The 25905-nt window shown below is 65.7% G+C and carries 22 protein-coding genes; 7 read left to right on the plus strand and 15 right to left on the minus strand.

The features are described from left to right. Positions 1–36: 36 nt before the first annotated feature. From Strain318_RS00720 to Strain318_RS00760, 9 genes are all read right to left on the minus strand, one after another. Positions 37–912, minus strand: coding sequence for an SDR family oxidoreductase (locus tag Strain318_RS00720; protein WP_367886621.1), 876 nt, complete (start codon positions 910–912; stop codon positions 37–39). Between the two features lie 3 nt (positions 913–915). Next, on the minus strand, positions 916–3288 hold the full coding sequence (locus tag Strain318_RS00725) for a S9 family peptidase (protein ID WP_367886622.1): 2373 nt from the start codon (positions 3286–3288) through the stop codon (positions 916–918). 91 nt (positions 3289–3379) lie between these two features. Beyond that, positions 3380–4912: an amidohydrolase family protein gene (locus tag Strain318_RS00730; RefSeq protein WP_367886623.1), complete on the minus strand. Its 1533-nt coding sequence runs from the start codon at positions 4910–4912 to the stop codon at positions 3380–3382. Between the two features lie 60 nt (positions 4913–4972). Then, entirely contained in the window at positions 4973–5263 is a 291-nt protein-coding gene (locus Strain318_RS00735; RefSeq protein ID WP_367886624.1) for a helix-turn-helix domain-containing protein, read from the minus strand. A gap of 74 nt (positions 5264–5337) precedes the next feature. Further along, positions 5338–5718: a HigA family addiction module antitoxin gene (locus Strain318_RS00740; RefSeq protein ID WP_367886625.1), complete on the minus strand. Its 381-nt coding sequence runs from the start codon at positions 5716–5718 to the stop codon at positions 5338–5340. Beyond that, complete coding sequence (locus Strain318_RS00745; RefSeq protein ID WP_367887969.1) at positions 5678–5995, minus strand: type II toxin-antitoxin system RelE/ParE family toxin; 318 nt, start codon at positions 5993–5995, stop codon at positions 5678–5680. The genes Strain318_RS00740 and Strain318_RS00745 overlap by 41 nt, the downstream gene beginning before the upstream one ends. Positions 5996–6107: 112 nt before the next feature. Further along, positions 6108–6641 (minus strand): YceI family protein, encoded by a 534-nt coding sequence (locus tag Strain318_RS00750; protein ID WP_367886627.1) that lies wholly within the window; start codon positions 6639–6641, stop codon positions 6108–6110. 101 nt (positions 6642–6742) lie between these two features. Next, positions 6743–7819 (minus strand): VOC family protein, encoded by a 1077-nt coding sequence (locus tag Strain318_RS00755; protein WP_367886628.1) that lies wholly within the window; start codon positions 7817–7819, stop codon positions 6743–6745. Positions 7820–7921: 102 nt separating this feature from the next. Next, positions 7922–8410 (minus strand): MarR family winged helix-turn-helix transcriptional regulator, encoded by a 489-nt coding sequence (locus Strain318_RS00760; RefSeq protein WP_367886629.1) that lies wholly within the window; start codon positions 8408–8410, stop codon positions 7922–7924. Between the two features lie 123 nt (positions 8411–8533). Between Strain318_RS00760 and Strain318_RS00765 the strand changes: the two genes are divergently transcribed. After that, the gene (locus Strain318_RS00765; RefSeq protein ID WP_367886630.1) at positions 8534–9772 is read left to right on the plus strand and encodes an HNH endonuclease family protein; all 1239 of its coding nucleotides are present in this window, start codon (positions 8534–8536) and stop codon (positions 9770–9772) included. A 28-nt stretch (positions 9773–9800) separates the two neighbouring features. On the opposite strand, the gene Strain318_RS00770 is transcribed toward Strain318_RS00765, so the two are convergent. Further along, positions 9801–11711, minus strand: a complete 1911-nt coding sequence (locus tag Strain318_RS00770; protein ID WP_367886631.1) for a DNA/RNA helicase domain-containing protein — start codon at positions 11709–11711, stop codon at positions 9801–9803. Positions 11712–11778: 67 nt separating this feature from the next. Next, positions 11779–13206: a pyridoxal phosphate-dependent decarboxylase family protein gene (locus Strain318_RS00775; protein ID WP_367886632.1), complete on the minus strand. Its 1428-nt coding sequence runs from the start codon at positions 13204–13206 to the stop codon at positions 11779–11781. Between the two features lie 68 nt (positions 13207–13274). On the opposite strand from Strain318_RS00775, the gene Strain318_RS00780 reads away from it, so the two are divergent. From Strain318_RS00780 to Strain318_RS00800, 5 genes are all read left to right on the plus strand, one after another. Further along, positions 13275–13544, plus strand: coding sequence for a hypothetical protein (locus Strain318_RS00780; protein ID WP_367886633.1), 270 nt, complete (start codon positions 13275–13277; stop codon positions 13542–13544). After that, positions 13541–13972 carry a TA system VapC family ribonuclease toxin gene (locus Strain318_RS00785; RefSeq protein ID WP_367886634.1) on the plus strand — a complete coding sequence of 144 codons (432 nt, stop codon included), beginning with the start codon at positions 13541–13543 and terminating at the stop codon, positions 13970–13972. Before Strain318_RS00780 ends, Strain318_RS00785 begins: the two co-directional genes overlap by 4 nt. A 150-nt stretch (positions 13973–14122) precedes the next feature. Beyond that, complete coding sequence (locus Strain318_RS00790; RefSeq protein WP_367886635.1) at positions 14123–18277, plus strand: Ig-like domain-containing protein; 4155 nt, start codon at positions 14123–14125, stop codon at positions 18275–18277. Positions 18278–18387: 110 nt separating this feature from the next. Continuing rightward, positions 18388–20235 carry a DUF2779 domain-containing protein gene (locus tag Strain318_RS00795; protein ID WP_367886636.1) on the plus strand — a complete coding sequence of 616 codons (1848 nt, stop codon included), beginning with the start codon at positions 18388–18390 and terminating at the stop codon, positions 20233–20235. 91 nt (positions 20236–20326) lie between these two features. After that, positions 20327–21250, plus strand: a complete 924-nt coding sequence (locus Strain318_RS00800; protein ID WP_367886378.1) for an IS481 family transposase — start codon at positions 20327–20329, stop codon at positions 21248–21250. 22 nt (positions 21251–21272) lie between these two features. Here Strain318_RS00800 and Strain318_RS00805 read toward each other — a convergent pair whose 3' ends face one another. The 3 genes from Strain318_RS00805 to Strain318_RS00815 are packed head-to-tail and all read right to left on the minus strand — an operon-like array spanning position 21273 to position 22783. Next, positions 21273–22103, minus strand: a complete 831-nt coding sequence (locus Strain318_RS00805) for an ion transporter (RefSeq protein ID WP_367886637.1) — start codon at positions 22101–22103, stop codon at positions 21273–21275. Next, the gene (locus Strain318_RS00810; RefSeq protein ID WP_367886638.1) at positions 22100–22480 is read right to left on the minus strand and encodes a PIN domain-containing protein; all 381 of its coding nucleotides are present in this window, start codon (positions 22478–22480) and stop codon (positions 22100–22102) included. The genes Strain318_RS00805 and Strain318_RS00810 overlap by 4 nt, the downstream gene beginning before the upstream one ends. Continuing rightward, the gene (locus Strain318_RS00815; RefSeq protein ID WP_367886639.1) at positions 22481–22783 is read right to left on the minus strand and encodes a type II toxin-antitoxin system Phd/YefM family antitoxin; all 303 of its coding nucleotides are present in this window, start codon (positions 22781–22783) and stop codon (positions 22481–22483) included. It abuts the gene before it with no gap. A 121-nt stretch (positions 22784–22904) separates the two neighbouring features. Between Strain318_RS00815 and Strain318_RS00820 the strand changes: the two genes are divergently transcribed. Continuing rightward, entirely contained in the window at positions 22905–25079 is a 2175-nt protein-coding gene (locus Strain318_RS00820; RefSeq protein ID WP_367886640.1) for a family 20 glycosylhydrolase, read from the plus strand. A 333-nt stretch (positions 25080–25412) separates the two neighbouring features. Here Strain318_RS00820 and Strain318_RS00825 read toward each other — a convergent pair whose 3' ends face one another. After that, complete coding sequence (locus Strain318_RS00825) at positions 25413–25838, minus strand: HPF/RaiA family ribosome-associated protein (RefSeq protein ID WP_367886641.1); 426 nt, start codon at positions 25836–25838, stop codon at positions 25413–25415. Positions 25839–25905 lie beyond the last annotated feature (67 nt).

The following is a 25905-nucleotide window of genomic DNA, read 5'->3' on the forward strand; positions in this document are numbered from 1 at the left end:
TAAGCTGGAAGGGAACTGCGAACTGCTTACTACCACTTACATCTGCTTCTTGTCTCTTGCGGTAGTGCCGCGGGCGGTCTGTTCCAAGGCTTCCCACTGTTCCTTGCTCAGGGAGCCCATCCAGCTGAACTGGCCGCCGCCCTTCAGCTTCTCGCCACCGTCGATGGCGATGCATTCGCCGTTGATGTAGTCGCTGAGGTCGCTGACCAGGAACGCGGCGAGGTTGGCGAGTTCGATCAGCTCGCCGGGGCGCCGGAGCGGGATGCGGTCGATCGCCTCGCCGAGCAGCGAGGGGTCGGGGAGGAGGCGGTCCCAGGCGCCTTTCGTGGGGAAGGGGCCGGGGGCGATGGCATTGCAGATGATGCCGCGTGGGCCCCACTCCACGGCCAGCGAACGCGTCATCGCCAGCACGCCGGCCTTTGCCGCGGCGCTCGGCACCACGTACGCGCTGCCGCCTTCGGCGTACGTGGTCACGATGCTCAGCACCTTGCCCTTGCGGCCCTCGGCCAGCCAACGCTTGCCGGCCGCGAGCGTGCAGTAGAACGACCCGTGCAGCACGATGCCGAGCACGGCGTCCACCGCGCGGTGCGAGAGACGCTCGGTGGGGGAGGCGATGTTGCCAGCGGCGTTGTTGACCAGGATATCAATGCCGCCGCATTCGGCCCAGGCGTGCTCCATCAGCGCATCCACGGCGGCGGGATCGCGCACATCACATGGAATGGCGATCACTCTGCCGCCACACGCTGCCATCATCTCCCGCGCGGCGTCGTCGAGCACCTGCTGCCGGCGGCCGCAGATGATGACCGTGGCGCCGAGCTCGAGGAAACGCTCGCCCATGGCGCGGCCGAGTCCGGTGCCGCCGCCCGTGATGAGCGCCGTCTTGCCTTTGAGGAGATCGGTGGAGAATGACATCGGTTACTTCAGCAGCACGTCGTCCCACAGCCGCATCATGCGCCGCTGCGAGTCCAGGCGTGCCCAGCGCGATGTCCAGCCGTGCGCATCGATGGGATACGTGACGAACTCGAAGTCCTTGCCGAGCTCCATCATGCGCTGTACCAGTCGCGCAGCGTCCTGGTACTGCACGTTCCCGTCCACCAGGCCGTGCTGGAGGATCAGGCGATCGCGCAGGCCCTCGGCGTGGTAGATGGGGGAGCTGACCTTATAGGCCGTGGTGTCGTCGACGGGAGCACCGTTGAGGATGCGCGCCGTGTAGCCGTGGTTGTAGTGCGCCCAGTCGGTCACGGAGCACTGCGCCACGCCGCCCTGGAAAGCGCCCGGATGCTGGAACAGCGCCATCAGCGTGAAGAAGCCGCCGTAGGAGCAGCCGAACAGCCCGATCTTCTGGCGGTTCACGTTGTAGCGCTGCTCGAGCACGGGAATCGCCGCAATCGCCGACTTCACGTCTCGGTCGCCCATCGAGCGGTAGATGTCGGTGCGCATATCGCGGCCGTAGCCCGCCGAGCCACGGTAGTCGAGCACCATGTAGGTGACGCCGCGCGCGGCGAGGTACTGGGCGGTGAGCGAGCCGCCGTGAGCGCTGGAGTTGCTGAACGTCTTGTGCACGCCCTGCGCGTAGCCAGCGCCGTGGATCTCCATCACGGCCGGCCGAGTGGCGACCGTGGTGAGCGGCTTGTACACGCGCGCGAACACCGGCTTGCCGCGGTCGTCGGGGAACTGGATGAACTCGCTCTGCGGCCAGGCAATCCTATAGAAGGCGTCCGTACCCGAACGCGTGATGCGCGTGGCAGGCGCGCCGGCGCGGCGCGGCATGAGGTAGAGGTCCTGCAACTCCGTCGGGGTAGACCAGCGATACGCCAGCACGGTGCCGTCGGGTGACGGCGTCGGCTGTGCCTCCCCTTCACCCGGCGGATTGATGCGCGTCAGCATGCCGCCGCGCAGGGGCAGCTCGTAGAGATGCAGTTCGTTGGGATGCTCGACGCCAGCCATGATCCACCAGCTGTTGCCGTCGTTGCTGCGCGTGATGTTGCGGATCTCCCACTCGCCGCTGGTCAGCGCCTGCTTCGTGCCGTCCATCTTCACGAGGTAGAGATGCGCCCATCCCGTCTCCTCGCTGGTGATCGCCAACGTCTCGCCGTCCGGCAGGAACTCGGCCCAGCTCGCGTTCAGCCAGCCCATGGCCTGGCCGGCGCCGCCGAACCATGCGTCGTCATGGATGTGGTGCAGGATGCGCTCGTGTTTGCCATCGGCAGGGTTCACGAGCACGAACCAGCGATCCTTGTGATCCAGCGACTGGAACTCTACCACGAAGCGCGTGCCGGCGCCGTTCCACAGCGCCGAGGTGGCGGTGACACGCTTGCCGCCGAACTTCGCCGTGTCGGACTCGACGGCGATCGCCTTCACGGAGTCCGGCGTGGCCGTGGGATTGTGCACCACGATCATCGCGCGGCGCACGGGCACCGGTGCGCCGACCTTCGGGCGCGAAGTGCGCTGCACCACGATGCCTGAATCGTTTACGTAGTCGGAGAACGTCGTCTGCGTGGTCTGCACGCGCGGCGTGATGAGGAACGTGGCGTAACGTCCGCCGGCCGGCACCTGCAGGAAGGAGATCGTCTCGCCTTCCTTATATGGCACCGTAATCGGCTGCGGCCAGCGCTCCGCGACTTGGCGGCGGTACATCGAGTCGCGCGCTGCCTTGCGCGCCTCGGTGAAGTCGAAGATGTCGAGCTGCTGCCGCACGAGCTCCGCGCGCTGCCGGTCGGTGCGCGAGGAATCGCGCTGCTGCAGGGCGCGAGTGAGCTGCACCAGCGAGCCGGTTTCCGGATCGATCTCCCAGAGGTTGTTGTCCTCGAGCCAACGCACCGCGCGTTCGTCCGGCGTCCACTGCGGGGTGATGGCCTCAACGCGCTGCAGCAGCGTGCGAGTGATGGCGCCGCGCTTCCAGTACTGCAGCGCGCCGCGGTGGAACCACACCGCGCGCTGTCCGTTGCGCGTGTGGCGCATCTGGGCGGGAATCTCCAGCGCCGCCTCGCGCGTCACCTGCTCCACGCGCCGCGCATCGCGCGAGACGCGCCACCAGGGATCGTCGGGCTGCATGCCCTCCATCGCCGGCGAGGGCGTGAGCGCGTACTGGAAGTACAGCCACTGGCCGTCGGGGCTCCAGCGGGGGGCGGAGACTCCGCCGCCTAGCCACCTCGCGTTGACGGTTGAGTCCAGCGGCACGCGATAGTTCTCGTCGCGGGCTGAGAAGTCGAGCTGGCTCTGTCGGAGCGGGAGAGACTGGGCATTTACTGCTGAGGTCAGCAGTGCAAGCAGGACTACGACGCGCATGGAGGTTCTACCGGCAGTTGGAAGTTGGAAGTTGTGAGTTGTAAGTAGGTGACTTCCAACTCCCTACTCCCAACTCGTAACTGCAGTTGCCCTACCGTGCCCCGCGTCTCGCCCGCGCCTCATCCACGATCGCCTTCACTTCTCTCATGAGTGTAGGCCCGTGGTACGGCATCCCGCCCTTGATGGTCCACTCGACGCCGAGCGTCGGCTGCGATTCGCCGTTGACGATGCGTGTGGTGCCGCCGGGGTAGAGCACCTTGAAGTCCTCGAGCGGATTGCCATCGACAACGATCAAGTCCGCCTTGAAGCCGGCGCGCACGCGGCCCAGGCGGTTCTCCTCGCCGAGCAGGCGGGCGGCGTTGCCAGTGCAGTGCTGGATGACCTTGAGCGGGTGGAAGCCGGCTTCCTGATGTAGCTCCATCTCGCGGATGAGGCCGAAGCCGTAGAGCTGGTAGATGAAGCCCGCGTCGTCGCCGCAGCCGATGGTGCCGCCGAGTTCTTCGAAGCGGCGCAGCGCGCGGAACCAGATCTGGTAGTTCTCCTTCCAGAAGGTCTCGTCGGTGCTGCTCCAGCCGATGAAGTACGAACCGTGGTTGGCGGGATCGGGCTTGAAGTACTCCTCGAGCGCCGGGTGCAAGTAGTCGCGGAACCAGGGCTGCGTCTGCGCGCGCTGTAGGTCGCGCGAGGCTTCGTAGATGTCGAGCGTCGGCACCCAGCCCACGTTGGCCTTCACCATCGACATCAACACGGTGTCGAGCAGGGCAGGGTCGGCTTCGCGCCAGAGACGGCCGGCCCAGCGGAAGCGGTCGGTCTCGTCGTTGTAGTTGTAGTCGGAGGGGAAGTTCTGCCGCTTGCTGCGGATGGCCGCGTCGGGGATGCCGTACCAGTGCTCGATCGTCGTCGTGCCGCCGGCGATGTCGTCCCACACGTTGGTCTCTTCGACGCCCACGTGATGGGCCACGCGCAGGCCCTGCTTCTTGGCCTCGTCGAGCATGGCCATCAGGATGTCGCGGTCGAGGCCGGTGATCTTGATGCCGTCGGCGCCGAGGGTCTTGAGGCCGCGCACGCGTTCGCGGGCTTGTTCGGGTGTGCGGGCACCGCCGAAGCGCAGGTAGGCGAATGCCCGCGGTGACACGATGGTGCCCGCACGCTCGGCGGCGCGCACGGCGAGCAGGCCAGGATTGGAGTCGGTGCCGACTTCGCGGAAGCTGGTGATGCCAGAAGCCAGCCACAGCTTCAACGTGTATTCATATGGTTGCGGGTACGCCGCGCGCTCGTGCTGCAGGTGCGCATGGGCGTTGATGAGGCCGGGGAGCACGAACTTGCCCGTGGCGTCGATCTCCGACTCGGCTTGCGGGCGGCGCGCGCGACCGGCGCGCAGGGCGACCGGGTCGAGCCAGACGATCTGGGCGATCGTGTCGTTGACGATGAGGATGTCGGCCGGGCCGCGGGCGGGGGTGCCGTTGCCGTCGACGATCGTCGCGTTGCGGATCGCGAGCGATCGGCTGCGGACGTTGTGGCGGGCGGGGGCGCTGCCGGCTTGGGCCTCGAGAAGTGCCGGGGCGAGGGTGCCGGCAGCGAGGCCGAGCGCGAGCAAAACGCGGAGCGGGCGGGTGGGACGCACGACGCAGGTTCTCCGAGGGATGGAGGGTCTGCGAAGGTTACGCGCGAGGGGGTGGGAGCGCTATGCCGCGGCCTTGAGGGTCAGGGAGACTGTGTAGCCCGCTTGATGCAGCATCTTGACCAGCGCGTCGAGACTGAACTTCTCGATCTGCCCCCGGGCCAGGTCGCTGACGCGCGGCTGGGACACACCGAACAGGGCGGCGGCGTCCTTCTGGGTCAGTCCGCGCTCTTCGATGATGTCTTCTAGGGCCATCATCAGGCGGCTGCGCATTTGCATGTTCGCCGCTTCGGCGGGCGGGTAGCCGCCGGCTTCCCAGACGTTGTCGTAGTATTTCAAGTGATGACGAGGCATGCTTGAAATATATCCAAATCAATATAACCGATGCAACTGACCGGGATTGAGGCGATTCGTCGTGATTGAGGTCTTCATGCTGGACGCCGGATCGGTTCTAGCTTGGTGATTTGCCGCCCCTGCGGCGAGCGCAACGCGTGCCAGAGGTCCCAGTCAGACTGAAGGCCCAGCCAGAAGTCGGCGCTCATTCCCGTAACCTGGGCCAGTCGAAGAGCAGTGTCAGCGGACACTCCGCGCTTCTTCCGCACAATTTCGTGCAGTCGAACGAACGAGACGCCCAGTCTCGCGGCAAATGCCGACTGGGAAATGCGGAGGGGCTTGAGAAACTCCTCCTCTAGCATCTCTCCGGGGTGCGTCGGAGGCCGGTGGGTCGGTAGTCGACGATGCACCAGCCGCGACGTCTGCTTGGCGGACTCAGTGATAGTCTGTGATCTCGACTTGCGCGGCATTCCCATCCTCCCATCGGAAGCAGATACGATACTGACGATTGATTCGGATACTGTACTGACCGAACCGATCGCCCTGAAGCGGTTCGAGTCGATTGCCCGGTGGCTGTCGCAACTCGTCTAGCCGGCGCACTCGCCGCAACTGGTCCAGCTTGCGCTGAGCGACGTTCCACAGCTGCTGCGGGCACGCGCGCCGTGCGGCCGCCGTATTCCTGCCGTTGAGGACATCCTCGGTGCCGACATCTGCGAAGGAGTATATCACGAGTCGCGATATAACGCCACCCATTATATCCGGTGCAACCGAATCATTGCCTCACCGATCGTGGAAACGCAGAAAGGGCCAGCCCGCCTCAGCGAGCTGGCCCTTCAAATTCCCGGTGGAGCGGGAGCGACTTCGTTTACGCCGCCACCTCAACCGCCGCCACGGCCTGCGCCGAGACGGTGAGCTTCACGTCGTCGGAGACCAGCACGCCGCCCATCTCGAGGGCCTGGTTCCAGGTGAGGCCGAACTCGGAGCGCTTGATCTTGCCCGAGACTTCGATCGAGCAGCGCTGCAGGCCCCACGGATCCTTCATCGGCGAGGAGAGCTCACCGGTGAGCGTGACGCTCTTGGTGACGCCGCGGATCGTGAGGTCGCCGACGATCGTCAGCTCGCTCGGCGTGCCGGTGATCTTCGTGGCGGTGAAGGAGATCTTCGGGAAGTTGGTGACGTCGAAGAAGTCCGGGGACTTCAGGTGGCCGTCGCGCTGCTCGTTGTTGGTGTTGACGCTGGTGGCGTCGATTTCCATCGAGAGCTTGGTCGGCAGGCCGGTGGCGTCGTCGGTCTCGCCGGAGGCGGAGAAGAGGTTGAACGAGCCGCGGACGGTGGAGATCGCCATGTGCTTCACGGAGAAGTCGACATTGGCGTGAGTGGTATCCAGGTTCCAGATCATGGTGGGGTCCTTGTAACTGCAGTTACGAGTTGTGAGTTATACGTTGTGAGAGAACTGCCACTTCCAACTGCCAACTACCAACTTCCTACTTCTGTTGTCGTTTACTTGAGCGGGCCGAGTGCGGCGGCGATTTCTTCGCGCTCCGCTTCGAGCCAAGCCGGGAGCTTGAGTTCCTCTCCCAGCGCGCCCTTCGGTTCATCTACTGCGAAGCCTGGACCATCCGTCGCGATTTCCAGCAGCTGACCGTCGGGTGCTTGGAAGTAGATGCTCTTGAAGTACTGTCTATCCATCACGGGCGAGACCTGCAGCCCGATTGTCATGAGATGTTCGCGCCAGGCGAGTTGCTGCTCGTCGTCCTTGGCGCGGAAGGCGACGTGATGCGTCTGGCCGATGCCATTGCGTGCATGCGGTGAACGCGGGTTCCAGCCAAACAGTGTCCACGAGCTGCCGGGCAGCACGCGGCTGCCATCGTAGTTGGCCCAGAACCAATGCGGCGTGTCCGGGTCATCCTGATTGATGGTCTTCTTCACCAAGCGCAGGCCGAGCGCTTCTTCATAGAAGTCGCTGGTGCGCTGGATGTCGTCCGTCATGCCCGTGATGTGGTGCAGGCCGGTGAGGGCCATGTCGGGCGTGATGGTCGGCACCGGCTCCGGATGCGTGGTGCGGGCGATCATCGCTTCATCGCGCGTGCCGGGCAGCTGGTGCGGCTGTTGGCCGAGCACATGCTGGCCCAACTCGGCGATGGGTTCGTCGATGTCGTAGCCCGGGCCCGCGGTGGCGATCTCGAGGACCTGACCATCCGGGTCACGGAAGTAGAGCGAGTTGAAGTAGCCGCGCGGCATCGGGCCGGAGACGGGGAGTCCCAGGTCCTGGAGGCGGCGCTTCCACTTGAGCAGCGATTCGTAGGTGGGCGTCGAGAAGGCCAGGTGGTGGACGCCGCCGACGCCGAAGCGTCCGCGCGGGGCCTGCGGCCATTCGAAGAAGGTGACCAGCGTGCCCGGCGCGCCCTCGGCGTTGCCGAAGTAGAGGTGGTACGACGACGGGTCGTCGAAGTTGACCGTCTGCTTCACCAGCTGCAGCCCGAGCACCGTGTGGTAGAACGCGAGGGTGCGGCGCGCGTCGGATGCGACGAGCGTGATGTGGTGGAAGCCGAGTGTGGTGGGAGCGGTGCGGGCCATATATACCTCTGCTGGTGAACTTCTCACTACTAAGACAATGGTTCTTGGAATGGTTCCCGGCAAGGGGGCCGGGGTGGCAGGGGGTCCTTCTATATAGATGACCTAGGGCTTGGCGCCGGCTGCCGCGGCGGGTGCGCCGGGGCCGGAGGGCTGGAGCTCGAGGGCGGCGGCGGAGTGGCCGAGCTTCTTGAGGAGATCGGCCAGGGTTTGCTGTTCGGCCGGGGTGAGGCCGGAGACGGCGCGGCGGATCACCTCGGCGTGGCCCGGGAAGATGCGGGCGATGAGGTCGCGGCCGGCGGGGGTGAGCTCGGCGTAGCGGGCGCGGCGGTCGGACTCGCAGAGGCGGCGTTGGACCAGGCCGCGTTGGACGAGTTTGTCGATGAGGAAGGTGATGCCGCCGCTGCTCACCAGGATCTTCTTCTGGACTTCGCCGAGGAGCATTGAGCCCTTGTGGTAGAGGGCTTCGAGGATGGCGAACTCGGTTTGGGTTAGGCCGTGGGATTCGATGTCGGACTTGGTGTGGACGTGCAACGCCTCCGACGCCCTTGAGAGGACGACGTAGAGTCTTAGGGGGTCGGAGGTGGAATTCATCTCACTTCTAAGATAATACGCAGATCGTGGAATTGATATGCCTCGCTCCATCTGATCTTGATCACGCGCGTACCCGGGGCGAGGTTCTCGAATCCAAGCAATTGACCCATTGCCCCGAATTCGATGACGCGTCGAGAGAAGCACACAAAGCCGTTCACGATTGCAAACCTCGGATTTCTCATTGATACCAAGAAGGTCTGGCTAAATCCGACCTATCAACGCGAAGCAGTTTGGACGCGATCTCAGAAGCAGCTGCTGATCGATTCACTCCTGCAGGACATCGATATTCCCAAGCTTTACTTCCGGTCAGTCGACACGGATGGGTATCACTACGAAGTCGTCGACGGGCAACAGCGTCTTCGCGCCATCTCCGAATTTCTCGGAAACGACTACCCGCTTGCCGACGAGGCTGACGCGATCGATAGCCATAAGGTTGCTGGCCAGAGAATGCGCGAACTGCACCACGAATTGCAAATGAAGCTTCAAAACACACAGCTCGACGTGTGTGTGCTTCAATCAGGCTACAGCGACGACGACATCGAAGAGATCTTCCTGAGACTGCAGAACGGCACACCGCTCAATGCCGCAGAGAAGCGACGTGCTCTGGCAGGAAACATGCGACACGTCGTGGAAGAACTCGCGGCACATGATCTGTTTTCTACCGACTTCTGCGGCTTCACGGGGAAGCGCTTTGCTTATGAGGATGCAGTTGCAAAGCTCCTTCATCTGACGATTGAAGGACAGATCACGGACATCAAACACTCGACGCTGAAGCGCACGTACGAAGCAAACAAGACAATCAAAGCCACCGATCCAGCTCCAGCAGCGCTGAAGAGTGCTCTGAACTACTTGGTGAAGGCGTTCAAGGGCGGACCCAATCCGAAGCTGAAGAAGTTCTCAATCGTATCGCTAGGACATCTCGTAGTTGATCTGCGCGAGAAGTACAACGTCGGCGACTATCCAAAGGAGTTTGCGGCAGCCTATCTCGCTTTCGAAGAACGCCGCATTTCAAACGACGACCTCGAGGAGCATCTTCAGGACCCGCGGTTGAGTGCGTACACGAGCGCGGCGCGAGCGGATCGCGTTCAGGATCTCGAGTTTAGGCACGAGACACTGAGGCGAGAGATTGTAGCGATGCTGCCCGAGCTAGTGCGAAAGGACGAGGAGCGTATGTTTTCTGAAGATCAGCGACAGGCGATCTTCTTGCGTGACAAAGGTGTCTGCCAGCAGTGCGGCCAGAATTGTAAAGACTCATTGTTCCACGCAGACCACATCGTTCCGTGGTCGAAAGGTGGAAAGACGAAGATCAGCAACGGACAAGTGCTCTGTCCCGCGTGCAATGCAAAGAAGGGTGCAGGATGAACACTGTTTGCGTGGATCAGTCGCTATTCTAGAGGCCCCGAAACCCAGATGCTGAAAGACGCTGCCATGTCTGGTCGAGCTCGCTGAGGGGCGGAATCCAGAGAACGAGCGCGTCTCGTCCGCGTGTCATGAGAACGCGATAGGCATTGATTCGGAGCCGAAGCGGGTCATGGACAAGCGCACCACGCTTGTAACCGCGAGCGCGCCGGTCAGACCATCTCCCGCGTTCGAAGAGAAGGTCGGTGCCCCAGGCAAGCAGGCTGGCGTCAAGTTCAAGTCCCTGGGCACCGAACTCTGTAACGCAGGACTCGAGTCGCCTGCAGCTCCGGCCACCGGGAGCATCCTCGGCGTCTCCATACCACGGGCCGTGCTTTAAGGCTTTGGTCGCCTGGAATTCATTCGGGATTCCGAAGTTCGAAAGCGACTTGTCACGCGCCGAGGCCAGCAGCCCATAGCGGGCCTGAGGGTCGTCTGAATAGCGCTCTCGCAGATAGCGCTTCGCAGTCTCCAGTTCACGGGTGATCCGCAGGCGGTATCCGTCAGCCTCAAGCCGTCGCCCCAGCTCGTCCGACGGCTCAGCGTCTGATAGAACGTCAGCGACCAGCTTGTGTAGATCAGTCGCGGCGTGAAAGCGGAGTTCACGATCGAGATTCAACGCGTATTTGAACTCAGATGTGACCGAATGTGAACGCATTTCATCTGCAAGCGCTGGGGGCGAGTGTATGGTCCACTCAGCCCCTCGCGATGACTTCTCTAGGGCGAGTCGCCATTGGCCGACACCTCCTTCCTCCCCGGTGTTGATCTCTTGGCCTGAACCAATGAGAGCAACAACAACGCACCAGTCGGGGATTCTCTCCGCAAACTCGATGAACTGCTCGGGTTCAGAGCCGGTCACCGCTCCATCGTGTGAGTCGGCCATCTTCGCCGCATCGAAGGCGCGCTGGGCTTCATCGAATACGAGCACGTGCTCAGGCGGCCTTGACTCCCGATTTCGCGAATACTTCTTGACGTAGTCCTTTACACCACGCACGAAAGTCTTGCCGTCGCCGCCCGCCTGTTTGAGTTCATACTGAAGAACTTCGACGAGTGGGCCATTTCCACTAAGGAAGACCGCGGGAGCCGACGGCTTCTCTCTGCCTCGCGCGACCGCAAGGTCGTCAAGGAAATGCGCATGGACAGTCCGGAGCCCGACGAGAGTCTTTCCCGCACCCGGGACGCCAGTCACGAGGACTAGGTGGCGCGACTTAGTGAGCGCTGCTGTGTGGATGATGCTTGATATCTCATTCACACAGGGGTCCGTAGCGGCTTTTGCGCGATGAATCGAGCGAAGAGTTCCCGAGCTCATAAGCTCGCGAGCTGCTTCCACAAGAGTGGGAAGCGGGCGGTAGGCCGACTCCGCCAGAAACCGGTCACGAGGCACGGGGTCGCCTGCGATGTCTCGGACAAAGCGACTAACGAGGTCATCGAGAGCATCCGGACCGGCAACATGGACACCTTCGATAGAACCTGCGTACCCTCGCGCCCGTGTAGGAACCAGCACCGGGATAACGCTTCTGGATTCGCACTCGCGATGATAGCAGCGCAAGTCTCGCGCGTAGGCCGACACCTGGTCTAGATCCGCAATAGTCGGCTCTGACTTGCCCTTCAATTCGAGAACTACGACAGCTGCGCCGACAAGCAGAATCACGTCCGGTCGCCGCGATTCCATGGGAAGCTCGTACTCGAGGATCGTCGAGTACGTCGCTGCAAGTGTGTCGCGCAGAAGTGCCTTGTCGACTTCGCGCTGCAGCGGCGGAATGGAGTCATCCCAAGCGCGTATCTGTTCAGGCGATGCGACGCCGAGGAATCTCTCGAGGCGTTCGCGAATTGAACGGGCTGGTGTCGATCTGAACTCAGGAAAGTCAGAACCCCAGCCATGCCCAGCCTCACGTTCGCTCATGAACCGGTTCCCGATGTCGTTTGTGCCCTGCGAAGGCACCGGAAACCCGGCGACTGCAGGCGCAAGTCTATGTGCCGTCTGTTTGCATCGCCCGCAGGGCAAGTTCCGGAGTCGTGCGCGGATTCATGACTGTCATGCGAAGCGTCCGAGTTCCACCAACGACGGTAGAGGTGGCCCAGCCAATCTCGCGCTCGTTCAGCGCCGCCACCAGGTCTGGAATCGCAGAGGTATCAACCGTGGCAGGACGCCAGCAAATAATGTTTGACTCTGGTACGTGGATGACGGACGCCAAGCGTGACTCAAGGGCCTCGGCAGCGACCCTCGAAGACAGGTCGCATAGCTGTGCGTAAAGAGCGCCGATGCCGCGAACACCGAACCGCTGCAGCGAAACCCAAACTTTCAACGCATCTGCCCGCCGCGAACACTGAAAGCTCCGCTTCCCAAGATCCGGACTAAGCTCAACCTCCGAGTCCGCCCCGTGGAACAGGTAAGGCGCCGACTGGGCAAACGCCCGCTCCAAGTCCTTCCCATCCCGCACCAGCACCATGCCGGCAGACAAAGGCATGAGCATCATCTTATGCGGATCCCAAGCCAGCGACCGCGCCCGGTGAATCCCCTTCACTCGCCACTTGTGCTTCTCGCTGAGCAACGCCGACGCGCCGTGCGCACCATCCACGTGCAGCCAGTGCCCGTACTTGTCGCACAGATCGGCAATCGCCTCGAGATCATCGAAGGCCCCGACGGCCGTACATCCCGCCGTCGCAACGACAGCCAGCACATCACGCCCTGCGCGGTGCAGGCGCTCTAACGTCTCAGCGAGCAACGCCGGATCCATCTTGAACTCCGGCGTACTGCCGATCGCAACGCAGTTGTCTGTGCCGAGTCCCATCGCCCCCGCAGCACGCTGCACCGCGTAGTGCGCATGCTCGCCATGCACGAGCACGGGCGGCTGCTTGCCGAACCACCCGGTGCGCCAGGCGTCGGGATACTTGGCCGCGCGCGCGGCGAGGAGCGCGGTGAACGTGGCCTCGGTGCCGCCGCTGGTGAACGTGCCCGCGGCGCCGGGGCCGTAGCCGGCGAGTTGGCACATCCAGCCGATCACGCGCTCCTCGATGACGGTGGTCACGGGCGACATCTCCCACACGGCCTGGGACTGGTTGATGGCGCTGATCACGACATCGGTCCACACGGCGGCGGCGAGCGGCGCCGAGACCTGATGGCCCATGTACTTGGGGTGCATCAGTTGGATGATGTCGGGCATGACGTCGCGCTCGACGCGCGCGGCGACGTCGGCGAGCGGCTGCATGCCCATGGGGATAGGCTCGTCGAAGCGCGCGGTGATCTCGCGCTTATCTAACCGCGTGGACACGGGGCCTTCGCCGGCGCGGGTCCGCTCGAAGTAGTCAGCGGCGATCTTCAGGAACTGGGCGCCAGCCTCAAAGCGGGTGTCGGCCTCGAGCGCGGCCAGGAGTTCGGCGGTGCGGGGGTCGGTCATGGCCTGCAATGTATTGATGCCATTTGCGATGCTTTGACATCATTCAACTGATGCGTTAGCATCACGTTGTGCGTACCACCGTGGACCTCAATCCGGACCTCCTGAACCGCATCCGCCAGCTCGCGGACGACGAGGGCATCTCATTCAAGGATGCCCTGAACCGCGTCGTCACGCGCGGACTCTCCGAATCCCCGATCGCTGGCCGGCAGCCGTACACGCTTCCGAAAGTCGCGCTCGGCATTCCGAAGTCCATGGACGCGCGGCGCATGAAGGAGTTCCTCGCGCAGGATGAACTGAAACGCTACGCGCGCCGCACCACCGCGGACGAGCCGCAGTGAAGATCCTCGATGTCAACGTGTTGATCGACGCGGTCAACACCACCAGCCCGAATCACGCGCGGGCCTCGGCATTCCTGGAGCGCCTGCTCAATGCCGATGAAGTGGTGGCGATGCCTTGGCATTCCCTGCTCGGCTTCCTGCGCATCACGACGGATCATCGCTTCGAACCGCATCTGACGCCCGAAGCCGCCGCCAGCATCGTGGATGGATGGCTCGCGCTTCCGCACGTGAGAGTCGTGCAACCCGGCGAAAGGCACTGGGAGATTCTTCGTGAGCTTGTTGAGCAGCTCCCGGCGTTCGGCCCGCTCGTTTCGGACGCGCACCTGGCTGCCCTCACGATCGAGAATGGCGCCGAGCTCTGCTCGTCAGACGTGGACTTCGCGCGCTTTCCTCGCCTGAGGTGGACGGACCCGTCCCGGCCGGCCTGAACATCGCGATGGAGTTGACGCACGCAGCCTAGGTCAATGCCCTAGGCCGTTATTGCGATGTTTTGTGTTGCATCGTCTGAGCGTAGGACGATAATTGGCGCACCACGCGTGACCGCGCGTCGTGCGTCCGCTTCCCCTTCGCTCACTCCGATGCAAGCCTCCCACCGCTCGCTCTCGCAGCGCCTCGGCGCGCGCCCCTTCTTCCTCGGCGCGCTTGCCCTCCTCATCGGCATCTCGTGCAAGGAAGTCACGGGACCTGAAGACTCTGCGGTCGGCTTGACGGTGATCGCCGGCGACAACCAAGCAGGCCGCGTGAGCAGCGATCTCGACGATCCCATCGTCGTGCGCGTGACGAATCGCAGCGGCGCGGGCGTGAAGGGCGCCACCGTGCTCTTCAGTCCCGACTCCGGCAGCGGCGCGCCGACTCCGCTCGTCGCGACGACGGACAGCACAGGCGTTGCCAGCGTGCGCTGGCGCCTCGGCCCCGCGCTCGGCCCCATGCGGCTCACGGCGTCGTTCGCGGATCTCACGCCGGTGACGGTGACCGCGACGGCCGTGCCGGATCGCGTCGAAGTGGTGAGCGGTGACGCGCAGCAGACGCGCGTGACGGGCACGCTGTCGCAGCCGCTCGTCGTGCGCGTGACGGACTTCCAGGGCCGCACGGTGCAGGGCATCTCGGTGTCCTTCACGCCCGACTCGGGCAGCGGCACGGTCGCCCCCGCGTTGATCGCGACGGACGCACAAGGCCTCGCACGCGCGACCTGGACGCTCGGCAACGCCGCCGGTGCCATGCGTGTGGTGGCGACCGTCGCGACGAGCTCGCCGGTCGAGTTCAGCGCCATCGCCAACCAGGACGTGCTCAACCTCGCGTCCGGCGGCGATCAAGGCGCGCGCGCTGGCACGACGCTGCCGCGGCCGGTGCAGGTGCGGGTGACGGACCAGAACGGCACGCCCGTCGCGAACGTGATCGTGAACTTCGAGCCCGGGACGGGGAGCGGGACGGTGAGCCCCGTGAGCGCGCAGTCGAACGCGCAGGGCATCGTGCAGACCAATTGGACGCTGGGCGCGACGCCCGGCGCGCAGACACTGACCGCGCGTTCCAACTTCGCGTCGCCGATCACGGTGAACGCGGCGGGCCTGCTGCCGAGTGAGATCCTCGTGGTGAGCGGCAACCAGCAGATCACGCGCGTGAGCACGCCGGTGCCGAGCAGCTTGGTGGTGTTGGTGACGGACTCGACGGGTCGTCGTGTGCCGGGCGCGCAGGTGCGCTTCGTGCCGGATTCCGGCAGCGGCACGGTGGATCCGGCGATTGCGACGACGGACACGCTGGGTCAGGCGAACGCGCGCTGGACACTGGGCGCGAGCGTCGGCGTGATGCGACTGCGTGCGATCTCCGGTTCAGATACGCTGGTGTTCCAGGCGACGACGACGGCAGACCTGCTGACGGTGACGGCTGGCAACGGCCAGACGGGTCGCTTCGGTGCCGCGCTGGGCACGCCGCTGGCAGTGACGGCGCGTGACCTCGCGGGCAATACGGTGGCAGGTGTGGTGGTGACGTTCACGCCGGATGCGGGCAGCGGCACGGTGGCGCCGGCGTCGGTGACGACGGACGCCACGGGTGTGGCGCGCACGCTGTGGACGCTGGGTGCTGCGCCGGGTCCGATGCGCGTGGTCGCGTCGGCGGCGACGGCGGCGCAGTCGGTGGAGATTCGCGCGACGGCGTCGGGTGACAACCTCACGGTGGCCAGCGGCAGCGGTCAGGCGGCGGCTGCAAACGCGGCACTGCCCGCGCCGGTCGTGATGCAGGTACGTCGCGCCGACGGCACTCCGGTGTCTGGCGTGACGCTGACGTTCGCGCCCGAGGCCGGCAACGGCACGGTGGCGCCGACGACGGCGACGACGGATGCGAATGGACGCGCGCAGACGGTGTGGACGCTGGGTGCCGCGGCCGGCACGCAGGTCCTGAACGTGTCATCGGGCACGACGCTGCCGACGACGGTGACGGCGACCGCGCGTACCGCGGCCTCGATTGCCGTGACGGGGGATGGCCAGTCGGCGCGCTTCGGGACGGCGCTGACGAATCCGATCGTCGCGACGCTGACTGACCTCGATGGCAATGCGGTTGCGGGCGCGACCGTGACGTTCACGCCGGATGCGGGAAGCGGCACGCTGGCCGCCACCTCGGTGACGACTGACGCACTGGGCCGCGCCTCGACGACCTGGACGCTCGGCGGCACGCCGGGCGCGATGCGCGTGACGGTAAGCGCGACGGGCGCGACTTCGCAGATCGTCAACGCTACGGCGACGGGTGATGCCATCGCGCTCGAAGCGGGCGGCGGCCTCTCGGCCCTCGTGGGCACGGCGCTGAGCCCGGCCGTGCGTGTGCGCGTGACCAATGCGGCCAACGAACCGCAATCGAATGTGCTCGTGACGTTCGCCCCGACCACGGGCAGCGGCACGGTCTCCGCGGATACGGTGCGTACGGACAGCTTTGGCCGTGCGCAGGTGACGTGGACGCTCGGTGCCGCGCGCGGACCGATGACGTTGAACGTGACGACCCCTGTGACGCAGCTGCTGGCGGTGAGCGCGACCGCGCTGGCGGCCGACGCGATTGCGTTGGATACGCAGGGCTCGCTGAGCGGCTTCGTGGGCACCGCGCTGGATTCGACGGTGCGCGTGCGTGTGACGGATCGCGGCGGCGCTGTGGTGCCGGGTGTGTCGGTGAGCTTTGCGCCGAGCGCTGGCTCGGTGAGCGCGGCGACGGCGACGACGAATGCGAGCGGCATCGCGTCGGTGCGCTGGACGCTGGGCACGACGCCTGGGGCGCAGACCTTGGCGGCATCGGTGGGCGCGAGCCCGACGGTGAACGTGTCGGCGACGGCGCGGGTGGATTCGAGCCGGGCGATCAGCGTGCAGTCGGGTGATGCCCAGGACACGACGCTGACGAAGGCGCTCGGTGCGCCGCTGGTGGTGCGTGTGCTGGACCGCTTTGGCAACGCGGTGCAGGGTGCGACGATTGACTGGACCGGCACGAACGGCGTGACGTTCTCGTCGTCGAGCTCGACGACGAACGCCAGTGGCGACGCCAGCGTGACGGTCACGACGGGAACGACGCTTGGTGCGGCAAGCGTGACGGCGACGGTGTCGGGTCGAACCGAGTCCCGAACGTTCACGTTGACGACGCAGGCGGCGTTCACGAGCGTGTGGGCGGGCAACTACTTCACCTGCGGCCTAGCCGAGCGCGGCGAGGCGTATTGCTGGGGCTTCAACCAGAACAAGCAGCTCGGGTCGTCGGCGACGGAGGATGCCACCAACGCGCCAAAGCTGCCGGTAACATCGGGGTCGCAGATTCCGGTGTTCCGAAAGATTGATGGCGGCGAGAACCACGGCTGCGGCGTCACGATCGCCCGTCAGGCCATGTGCTGGGGGCTCGGGCAGGGCAGCTTCGGCGTCTCGACCCCGACGGTCATCAATCTCGCCAATGCTTCAATCATTGAGGATGTCACGGTAGGTAGCGGACATAGCTGCCTCCTGACGGCCAGCGGAACCGTAGCGTGCGTCGGCGACAATCTTCGCGGACAGCTTGGCATCAACACGGTCGCCGCGAACGCAACGCCGTACACACCAGTGGACAGCAGCTACTCTGCCGTGTCGGCGGGCGGCCTGCACACCTGCGGTATGGTGCGTGGTTCCGGACGCCTGATGTGCTGGGGTGACAATCAGGTCGGCCAGGTGGGCGATGGCACAACCACGCCGCGCCTGCTCGTGCCAACCCCTGTCAGCGTCGGCGGTGGCGTCACGTGGGATACGACGAGCCTCGTCACGGGCGACTCACACAGCTGTGCCCTGAACTCTGCGGGCCAGGCGATTTGTTGGGGAGCGAACGGTTACGGCCAACTGGGTAATGGAACCACGGCGTTGAGCCGTGATACGGCACTCGTGGCCGGCGGGTTGACCTTCCGCCGCCTCGCAGCTGGCCGCGACCACACTTGTGGCTTTACGACAACGGACTCGACGGCATACTGTTGGGGGCGGAACGATGCTGGGCAGCTGGGCGACAGCACGACTACAAACCGCAGCAGCCCGACAGCTGTGAGGGGAGGTCTAAAGTTCCGTTCGATTGCGACCGGCGAATTCCATTCATGTGGCGTGGCATCCAATGCCAGCATGACGCAGAACACCCTGGCGACCCGCGATCTGTTGTATTGCTGGGGTGACAGCGAGTATGGGCAGGCCGGCACCGGTGTCTTTGAACCGAACAACACTCCGATACTGACGCCAAGACGCGTCTCGCACCAACCATAGCGCCCGAATCTGAGCGACACAGGAGCCCGGCCCGCCTCGCGAGCCGGGCTCCTGTGCTTTCCCCACCTGAATCCTATCGCGCCCGTCAGTCCCCCGTGCCAACTTGTGGCATGCCCCGCCACACCCTCTCCAAGTCCGACTTCAAGACCGCCCGCGGCTGCGGCACCAAGCTCTACTACCGCGAACTGAAGTACCCGGACACCATGCAGCAGAACGAGTACCTCCAGCTGCTGGCCGAGGGCGGCTACATGGTGGAGCTGCTGGCCAAGCAGATGTTCCCGACCGGCCTCACGCTGGAGTACGGCAAGAAGCCGCTCGAAGCAGCCGCGCAGGAGACGGCCGCGCAGCTGGAGCGCGGCGCGCGTGAAGAGGTCGTGCTCTTCGAAGCCACGCTGTTCGACGGCGTGCGTCAGGCCCGCGTAGACATCCTCAAGCGCACGCCGCGCGGCTTCGATCTCTACGAGGTGAAGTCCTCGTCCATCGACTTTGAGAAGCAGGCCAAGGCGCTGGAGAAGACCGGCTCGCTGTTCAAGTCGCAGCGTACGCCCTTCGGCATCCACAGCGATTGGCGCGAGTACCTCGAAGACGTCACCTACCAGGTGGCGCTGCTGCGCGACCTCTACCCAGACGTGCCGATCCGCGCGCACCTGATGCTCATGGACAAGCGCGCGCCCGTGCCGCACGACGGCATGCCGCAGTGGTTCCGCATTGTGAAGGCCGATGACGGTCGGCTCGCCACGGCGGAGTTCATCGGTGACGCGGCGCTGGCCCGCGAATCGCGCCTCGTCATTGCGGTGGACTGCACTTCAGAAGTCGAGGAGCTCGAGCCGGGGGTGCGCGAGGCCGCGCAGGACCTGGCCGCGAGCCTCGCACCGGAGCTCACGCGCATCGAGCCGGTGCTCACGCGCGCCTGCCGAAACTGCGAGTTCCGCACGGATCCCGCCGAGGGACCGAGTGGCTTTCACGAATGCTGGGGCGAGCGCGGCACGGCGCATCCGCACGTGCTGCAGCTCTTCCGCGGCGGCGATCTCATCGACGAGATGATCGCGCAGGGCATCGACCGTGTGACGGACATCCCGGACGCACACGTGGCGGCGCTTAAAGGCGTGTACGGCGAGCGCCAGCGCGTGCAGATCGAGCAGACGCGGCTCGGCAAAGAGTGGTTCGACCCCGCACTCGGCCACGAGATCGCGCAGGCGCGGTACCCGCTGCACTTCATCGACTTCGAGGCCGCGCGCATCGCAATCCCGCATCACAAGGGCATGACGCCGTACGGCTTGCTCGCCTTCCAGTGGAGCTGCCACACGCAGCGTGCGCCGGGCGCGGAGCTGGAGCACCGCCATTTCCTGAATACCGATCCGATCTGGCCCAACGAACTCTTCGCGCGCGAGCTGCGCGACGCGGTGGGCCACGACGGCACGCTGCTGGTGTGGTCGGCCTTCGAGAAGAGCATTCTCTCGGCGGTGGCCGAGGAGATGTCATCGCTGGGTTCTGGCGATGCAGAGCTCGCGAACTGGCTGCGTGAGGCGGCGCTGCCGCTGGGCGACGGCGTGGGGCGGCAGCTCGACATGCTCAAGCTCTGCCGCAAGCGCTACTACCATCCGGGCATGCAGGGCAGCAACTCGATCAAGTACGTACTCGATGCCCTCTGGAAGCATTCGTCCGAGGCGCGCTCGCGCTTCGCCGCGCTGGCGGGGCGCGAGGGCGATCCGGAGCTCGGGCCCTACGCGACGCTGCCGCCGGAGATCATCGATGGATCGGAAGCCGAGGTGAAGGAAGGCACGGGCGCGGTGCGTGCGTACTTCCGCATGGCTTACGGCCTGGAGCGCGAGGACCCGACCATCAAATCGCAGTGGTCGAACCTGCTGCTCGAGTACTGCAAGCTCGACACGCTGGCGATGGTGCTCATCTGGGAGCACTGGCAGCGCATCACGGGCAGCGCCGCCACCGGGCGCTAGATGTTGTTGGTGAGGAGGTTGTTCACAGGAGCGTAGCGGATGCAAGCTGGGGTTGCTGAGACGCTCAACCGGCACCCCGCCAGAGGCTCCTGTGAACATCCACAAGAATGCACGTCTGACCGTCGCGGGGCGACTCGCCGTCGCGACCGCCGTTCTGGGCGGGCAGGATCCCGCCGCCGTCGCCCGGGGCGCGGCCTGTTCCGTCCGCACCGTCTGGAAGTGGGTCGCCCGCTTCCGCACCGGCGGCGCGGCGGCGCTCGCGGACCGCTCGTCGCGCCCGCATCGCCTCACCCAGCTCCCGCGGCCGCAGCGCCGCGCGATCCTTCGGGGCCGCACCCGGCGGCGCTGGAGCTCGACGCGCATCGCCCAGGAGACGGGCATCCCGCTCTCAACGGTGATCCACTTCCTGCGCCGCCACGGCCTGCAGCGGCTCCCTCGGCTCGAGCCGCCGCGCGCGGTGCGCCGCTACGAGATGCGGGCACCGGGCGAGCTGCTGCACGTCGACACGAAGAAGCTCGGGCGCATCGGCCGCGTGGGGCACCGCATCCACGGCGACCGCCGGACCCGCGTGCGCGGGATCGGCTGGGAGGCGGTGCACGTCGCGGTGGACGCCTACTCGCGCGTGGCCTACGCCGAGGTCCTGCCCGATGAGCGCGCGGCGACCACGGCGGCCTTCCTCGCACGGGCGATCGCGTGGTACGCGGCGCTCGGCGTGCGGGTGCGCGCCGTGCTCACCGACAACGGGAGCTGCTATCGCAGCCACGCGGTGCGCACGCTCCTCCGCTGCGACGGCATCACGCACAAGCGCACCATGCCCTACACGCCGCGCACGAACGGCAAGGTCGAGCGGCTGATCCAGACGCTCCTGCGGGAATGGGCGTACGCGCGCCCCTACCCCTCCTCGCGGGTGCGCACGGAGTGGCTCGCGCGCTACCTGCGGACGTACAATGAGGCGCGCGGACACTCAGCCCTCAACTACCTCCCCCCCATGCTGCATCTCGCTGCGGCCCTGTGAACAACGTCCTCACTAACAACAGCTAGAGCACACCCTTCACCGGCAGCGCGGTGCCGCAGGCCTTGCAGAACACGGCATCGAGGTCGTGCCCGTCGCGTCCGCAGCGCGGGCAGGTGACCGCCCGCGGCACACGCCCCGCGCGCTGCAGCTCCATGGTGACGATGCCCGTGGGCACGGCGATGATGCCGTAGCCGAGGATCATGAGCGCGCTCGCGAGCAGGCGGCCGAACGGCGTGCCCGGCGAAATGTCGCCGTAGCCGACGGTGGTCATCGTGACGATCGCCCAGTACATCGCGGTGGGGATGCTCGTGAAGCCGTGCTCGGGGCCTTCAATGAGGTACATCAGCGAACCGACCACGCTCACCGCGGTGACGATCGTGAACATGAAGACGACGATCTTGTAGCGCGCCGCCACCAGCGCCTGCGTGAGCATGCTGGCTTCGGCCACATACTGCGTGAGCTTGAGGATGCGGAAGATGCGCAGCACGCGGATGATGCGGATCACGCCGAGGAAGCGGCTCTCGGGCAACACGAGCGCGATCCAGGTGGGCAGCACGGCGAGGAGGTCGATCACGCCGTAGAAGCTCTTCGCGTAGCGCAGGCGGTCGGCGGCGCACCAGAGGCGCGTCACGTACTCGGCGGTGAAGAGCAGCGTGAACAGCCACTCGAACACATAGAGCACGCGGTGGGCGAGCGGCGGCAGCCCGGGCATGCTGTCGAGCAGCATCGTGATGACGCTGCCGAGGATGGCGACGATGAGTGCGACGTCGAAGGCGCGGCCGGCGCGGGTGTCGTGATCGAAGATCACGCGGCGCCAGAAGGTGCGGGGGTCCATCGCGCGCGTTTCGCTCATGGGACGATGACCTGGAAGCCCATGCCGTGGGCGGCGGTGGCGAGGCGGCGGTCGTAGGTGGCGAGGGGCATCCCGTGACCGGTTCGGTGCAGATGCTCGAGTGTCGCCAGGTGAATCGCGTCGAGGGTGCGGACGCCGGCAGGCGGCCGTGTGTAGAGCAGGCTGAGAGACGCGGCACTCATCTCGATAAACTGCATGTGCGCCAGTACCGCGTCGACGTCCTCGACAGACCCGCGAGGCGCTCGCCCAGCGACTCGTACGCGGACCTCGAGGTCAGCGAGCCGACTTGCGAATCGTGGGCCGAGCCAGAATCGGTCATCCGGTCTTCGGGCTTCCGCGAACACCGTGGCGAGCACCACGGAAGAGTCCACGTACATCTAGAAGCGATCCTCGCGGCTCTCGTCGAGGTCACGAAGAATTTCTTCAAGGGGCACGAGTGGATAGTCGCGCTTCAATTCGAGCGGCGTCCCTGGTGGAACCTTCGAGGGCGTGATATGCCCCAACCGCACCTGCTCGGCGAACCAGGGATCGTCCATCAGGGGATGATCGACATGCTTCGGTGCGCGGAGTTCAGCGACCACCTGTCCTCGATCCGTGATGGCGATAACCTCGCCTGCCTTCGCGAGGCGGATGTACTCGCTCAGCTTGTTCTTCAGCTCCTTGATGCCGACAGTCTTCATGCTTTCAAGGTAGCTACTAGTAGCTACCTTGGCAAACCCGTCGCCCTCACCCTCGGCGCGATCAATCATGCGCCACACTACACCCAGCGGCGGCACCAGCCGCAATCATTACATTCTGCCGATGCGCCCAATCGCCCTCCTCGCCGCGCTCCTCCTGCCCGCCGCCCTCACCGCGCAGGCCTCCGTGGAGCCCGCCAGCCCGCCGCGGTTGCTGCCGATGCCGCGCGAGATTGTCCGCTTCGACGGCAGTGCGCTGTTCCGCGCGCCGATCTCGATCGCACCGGGCTCCGAGCGCGCGGACATCGAAGCCGCCGAGGACTTCGCCGCCGCCATGCGCGAACGCGGCTTCCAGGCCGCCCTGCACGCGACCTCCCGCGGCTGGCACGTGACGATGCTGCGCAATGGCTCCGAGCAGGCGCGCCGCGTGCTCGCCCAGCTCTCGCTCCGCTTCGAGGCCCCGATGCGCGAGGAAGGCTACATCCTCGTCACCGACACCACGGGCGCGACGCTCATCGCCGAAACGGCGGCGGGCGCCTTCTATGGATTGCAGACGCTCAAGCAGCTCTTCGTGGGCGCGGGCACGAGCGCGCGCCTGCACCGCGTAACCATCCGGGATTGGCCAGCTATGCGCTGGCGCGGCGCGCAGGACGATATCTCGCGCGGGCCGATGCCCACAATCGAGTACCAGAAGCGTCAGGTGCGGCTGCTCGCGAGCTACAAGGTGAACGCGTTCACGCTGTACTTCGAGCACACGCTGCAGTTCGCCTCGCAGCCGGTGATTGCGCCGCCGGGCGGGTCGATGAGCCGCGAGGACGTAGCCGAGCTGGTGGCTTACGCGAAGCGCTATCACGTGACGGTGATCCCGCAGCAGCAGACCTTCGGGCACCTGCATCACGCGCTCAAGCTGGAGCTCTACGCGGACCTAGCCGAGACGCCGCATGGGCACGTGCTCGCACCGGGCCAGCCGGGCACACTGCAGTTCACGCGCGGGATCTTCGCCGAGATCGATTCGATGTTCCCGTCGCCGTTCGTGCACTTGGGCGCCGACGAGACCTTCGAGCTGGGCGCCGGCCGCACGAAGCCGATGGTCGCGGACTCCGGACTGGGGCGCGTGTACATCAACTATCTGCGCGACATCGTGAACACGGTGCGCAAGCCGGACAAGCGCTACCTGTTCTGGGGCGACATCGCGATGAACTCGCCGGAGCTGGTGAACCGGCTGCCGAAGGATCTCATCGCGGTGGGCTGGGACTACTGGTCACGCAACAACTTCGACCGCTATCTCAAGCCCTTCCGCGACGCGGGCATGGAAACCTGGGTGGCGCCGGGCGTGAGCAACTGGAACGGCGTCTACCCCAACAGCAACACGGCGCTGCCGAACATCCAGGGCTTCATTCGCGACGGGCAGCGTGCCGGTGCGACGGGTGTCATCAACACCACCTGGGACGACTGGGGCGACGCGATCTTCGAGCAGGTGTGGTACGGGCTGGTGTTCGGCGCGGCGGCGTCGTGGCAGAGCGGGGAGTCGAGCATCCCGGCGTTCCAGGCGTCCTACGGTCTCAACTTCCACGGCGATACGCTCGGTGCGATCGACGCGGCGCAGCGGCATCTGATGGCCGCGCACGCAGCGCTGCAGCGCTCAGGCGCCGGCGATGCGGGTTCGTACCTGTTCTTCCTCGATCCGTGGAGTGACGAAGGTGTGATCGAGACGCTCCGCCTGCGTCCGCACATCGCGCAGGTGCGCATCCACGCGGAGAGCGCGCTGGTGCAGATCGCGCAGGCCCGCACGCAACGGCACCTGCGTGAGCCCAGCGCCGTCGACGCCATGGAACTCGGCGCGCGGCGCATCGACTGGCTGGGCATGAAGTTCCAGATCGCCGATGAAGTCGCGCAGGGCGTGTACGCGCTCGCCACGCTCGACACGGTGACGTGGAAGGAGCTGGCCGAGTTCACGGGGATCAACGGCAAGCTGCAGGACATGCGCGACGGCTGGGTGCTGACGCGCGAGCTGTTCGAGCGCAGCTGGCGCTACGAGAACCGGCCGTACTGGCTGGGCAACAACCTCGCGCGCTACGACGTGGAGACGCAGCGTTGGGTGGAGCGGATCAACGCGATGGACGCCGCGCGGCGGAAGTTCACTCGGGAGCGGAAGCTGCCGGATCCGCAGTCGGTTGGAGTGCCGTCAGGATTGGCGCCCCCGCGCCAGGCCCCGATGCCATGCGGAGGCGGAAGCGGGCGTCCTCCGGCCCGTAGACCCGTCCCACCAACGCCGGGTCAAAGTCCGCCACTGACCTGAGCAGCGTCGCCGGCACGAGCTTGCCGCGGGTCTCGAAGAGCAGCAGGTGGAAGTGGTCGGCGTTCTCGATGCCGCGGGTCATCTCGGGGATCCAGGCGTCGCTCTTCATCGCGGCTTCGATCACCGCAGCCGGTGTGCGCGGGCCGGCGATGTACACGCGGTCGTACGCGAACGGCACTTCGACGTAGAGCCAGAGCGTGGCGGTGTCGCCGCGGGCGGAGGCCTCGGCGACGGCCTCGACCAAGTCGGCCTCGGTCTTCTCGAGGCGTTCGGGGCCGCATGCGGCCAGGATGATGGCGAACACTGCGACCCACGAACGCTTGAGCATACGGTTCAGCGCCTCCGCGCCTTGGACTTGGTCTTCTCCAGTGCGCGGCGCACCGCGCGCTCCACGGAGTCTATGCACTTGTCGAACGCCGCGCGCGGGTCGGCGTCGACGACTTCGACCAGGACGCTCTCGTGGCGCGAGATCACGACCTTGATGGCGCAGCGATCGGCGGGGGAGCCCTTCTTGGGGCCGTTGAGGTCCTCGAAGCGTACGGTGATGCGCTCGATGGCCTCGGCGAACTTGCCGAGCTTGAAGCCGGCGCGCTTGGCGACGTACTCGCGGAGCGCCTCGTCCACCTCGACGTCCTTGGTGCGGACGGCCAGCGGGGTTTCAGGGGAATCCGTACGGCCGCGCTCGGCGCGGGGGGCGGCGTTGGCGGCCACGCCCATGGGGGCGCGTCGGGTGGCGTGCGAACGGGTGGAACGGGCCATGCGAAGCCTCGCGGTCTCGAGTGTGTGTCGCTGCCTGAAATCTCGCGACTGGGGCGCGGCAATCCAA

It is taken from the genome of Pseudogemmatithrix spongiicola (assembly GCF_030623445.1).
Lineage (GTDB): Bacteria > Gemmatimonadota > Gemmatimonadetes > Gemmatimonadales > Gemmatimonadaceae > Pseudogemmatithrix > Pseudogemmatithrix spongiicola.

What these genes read in the sequence shown, in the direction of transcription:
- Strain318_RS00775 (WP_367886632.1), bottom strand. Translation starts at nt 13,206, where the DNA reads ATGACCGACCCCCGCACCGCCGAACTCCTGGCCGCGCTCGAGGCCGAC.
- Strain318_RS00725 (WP_367886622.1), bottom strand. Translation starts at nt 3,288, where the DNA reads ATGCGCGTCGTAGTCCTGCTTGCACTGCTGACCTCAGCAGTAAATGCC.
- Strain318_RS00750 (WP_367886627.1), bottom strand. Translation starts at nt 6,641, where the DNA reads ATGATCTGGAACCTGGATACCACTCACGCCAATGTCGACTTCTCCGTG.
- Strain318_RS00735 (WP_367886624.1), bottom strand. Translation starts at nt 5,263, where the DNA reads ATGCCTCGTCATCACTTGAAATACTACGACAACGTCTGGGAAGCCGGC.
- Strain318_RS00805 (WP_367886637.1), bottom strand. Translation starts at nt 22,103, where the DNA reads ATGAGCGAAACGCGCGCGATGGACCCCCGCACCTTCTGGCGCCGCGTG.
- Strain318_RS00820 (WP_367886640.1), top strand. Translation starts at nt 22,905, where the DNA reads ATGCGCCCAATCGCCCTCCTCGCCGCGCTCCTCCTGCCCGCCGCCCTC.
- Strain318_RS00795 (WP_367886636.1), top strand. Translation starts at nt 18,388, where the DNA reads ATGCCCCGCCACACCCTCTCCAAGTCCGACTTCAAGACCGCCCGCGGC.
- Strain318_RS00790 (WP_367886635.1), top strand. Translation starts at nt 14,123, where the DNA reads ATGCAAGCCTCCCACCGCTCGCTCTCGCAGCGCCTCGGCGCGCGCCCC.
- Strain318_RS00720 (WP_367886621.1), bottom strand. Translation starts at nt 912, where the DNA reads ATGTCATTCTCCACCGATCTCCTCAAAGGCAAGACGGCGCTCATCACG.
- Strain318_RS00745 (WP_367887969.1), bottom strand. Translation starts at nt 5,995, where the DNA reads ATGGGTGGCGTTATATCGCGACTCGTGATATACTCCTTCGCAGATGTC.
- Strain318_RS00760 (WP_367886629.1), bottom strand. Translation starts at nt 8,410, where the DNA reads ATGAATTCCACCTCCGACCCCCTAAGACTCTACGTCGTCCTCTCAAGG.
- Strain318_RS00765 (WP_367886630.1), top strand. Translation starts at nt 8,534, where the DNA reads ATGACGCGTCGAGAGAAGCACACAAAGCCGTTCACGATTGCAAACCTC.
- Strain318_RS00825 (WP_367886641.1), bottom strand. Translation starts at nt 25,838, where the DNA reads ATGGCCCGTTCCACCCGTTCGCACGCCACCCGACGCGCCCCCATGGGC.
- Strain318_RS00810 (WP_367886638.1), bottom strand. Translation starts at nt 22,480, where the DNA reads ATGTACGTGGACTCTTCCGTGGTGCTCGCCACGGTGTTCGCGGAAGCC.
- Strain318_RS00815 (WP_367886639.1), bottom strand. Translation starts at nt 22,783, where the DNA reads ATGAAGACTGTCGGCATCAAGGAGCTGAAGAACAAGCTGAGCGAGTAC.
- Strain318_RS00755 (WP_367886628.1), bottom strand. Translation starts at nt 7,819, where the DNA reads ATGGCCCGCACCGCTCCCACCACACTCGGCTTCCACCACATCACGCTC.
- Strain318_RS00740 (WP_367886625.1), bottom strand. Translation starts at nt 5,718, where the DNA reads ATGGGAATGCCGCGCAAGTCGAGATCACAGACTATCACTGAGTCCGCC.
- Strain318_RS00770 (WP_367886631.1), bottom strand. Translation starts at nt 11,711, where the DNA reads ATGAGCGAACGTGAGGCTGGGCATGGCTGGGGTTCTGACTTTCCTGAG.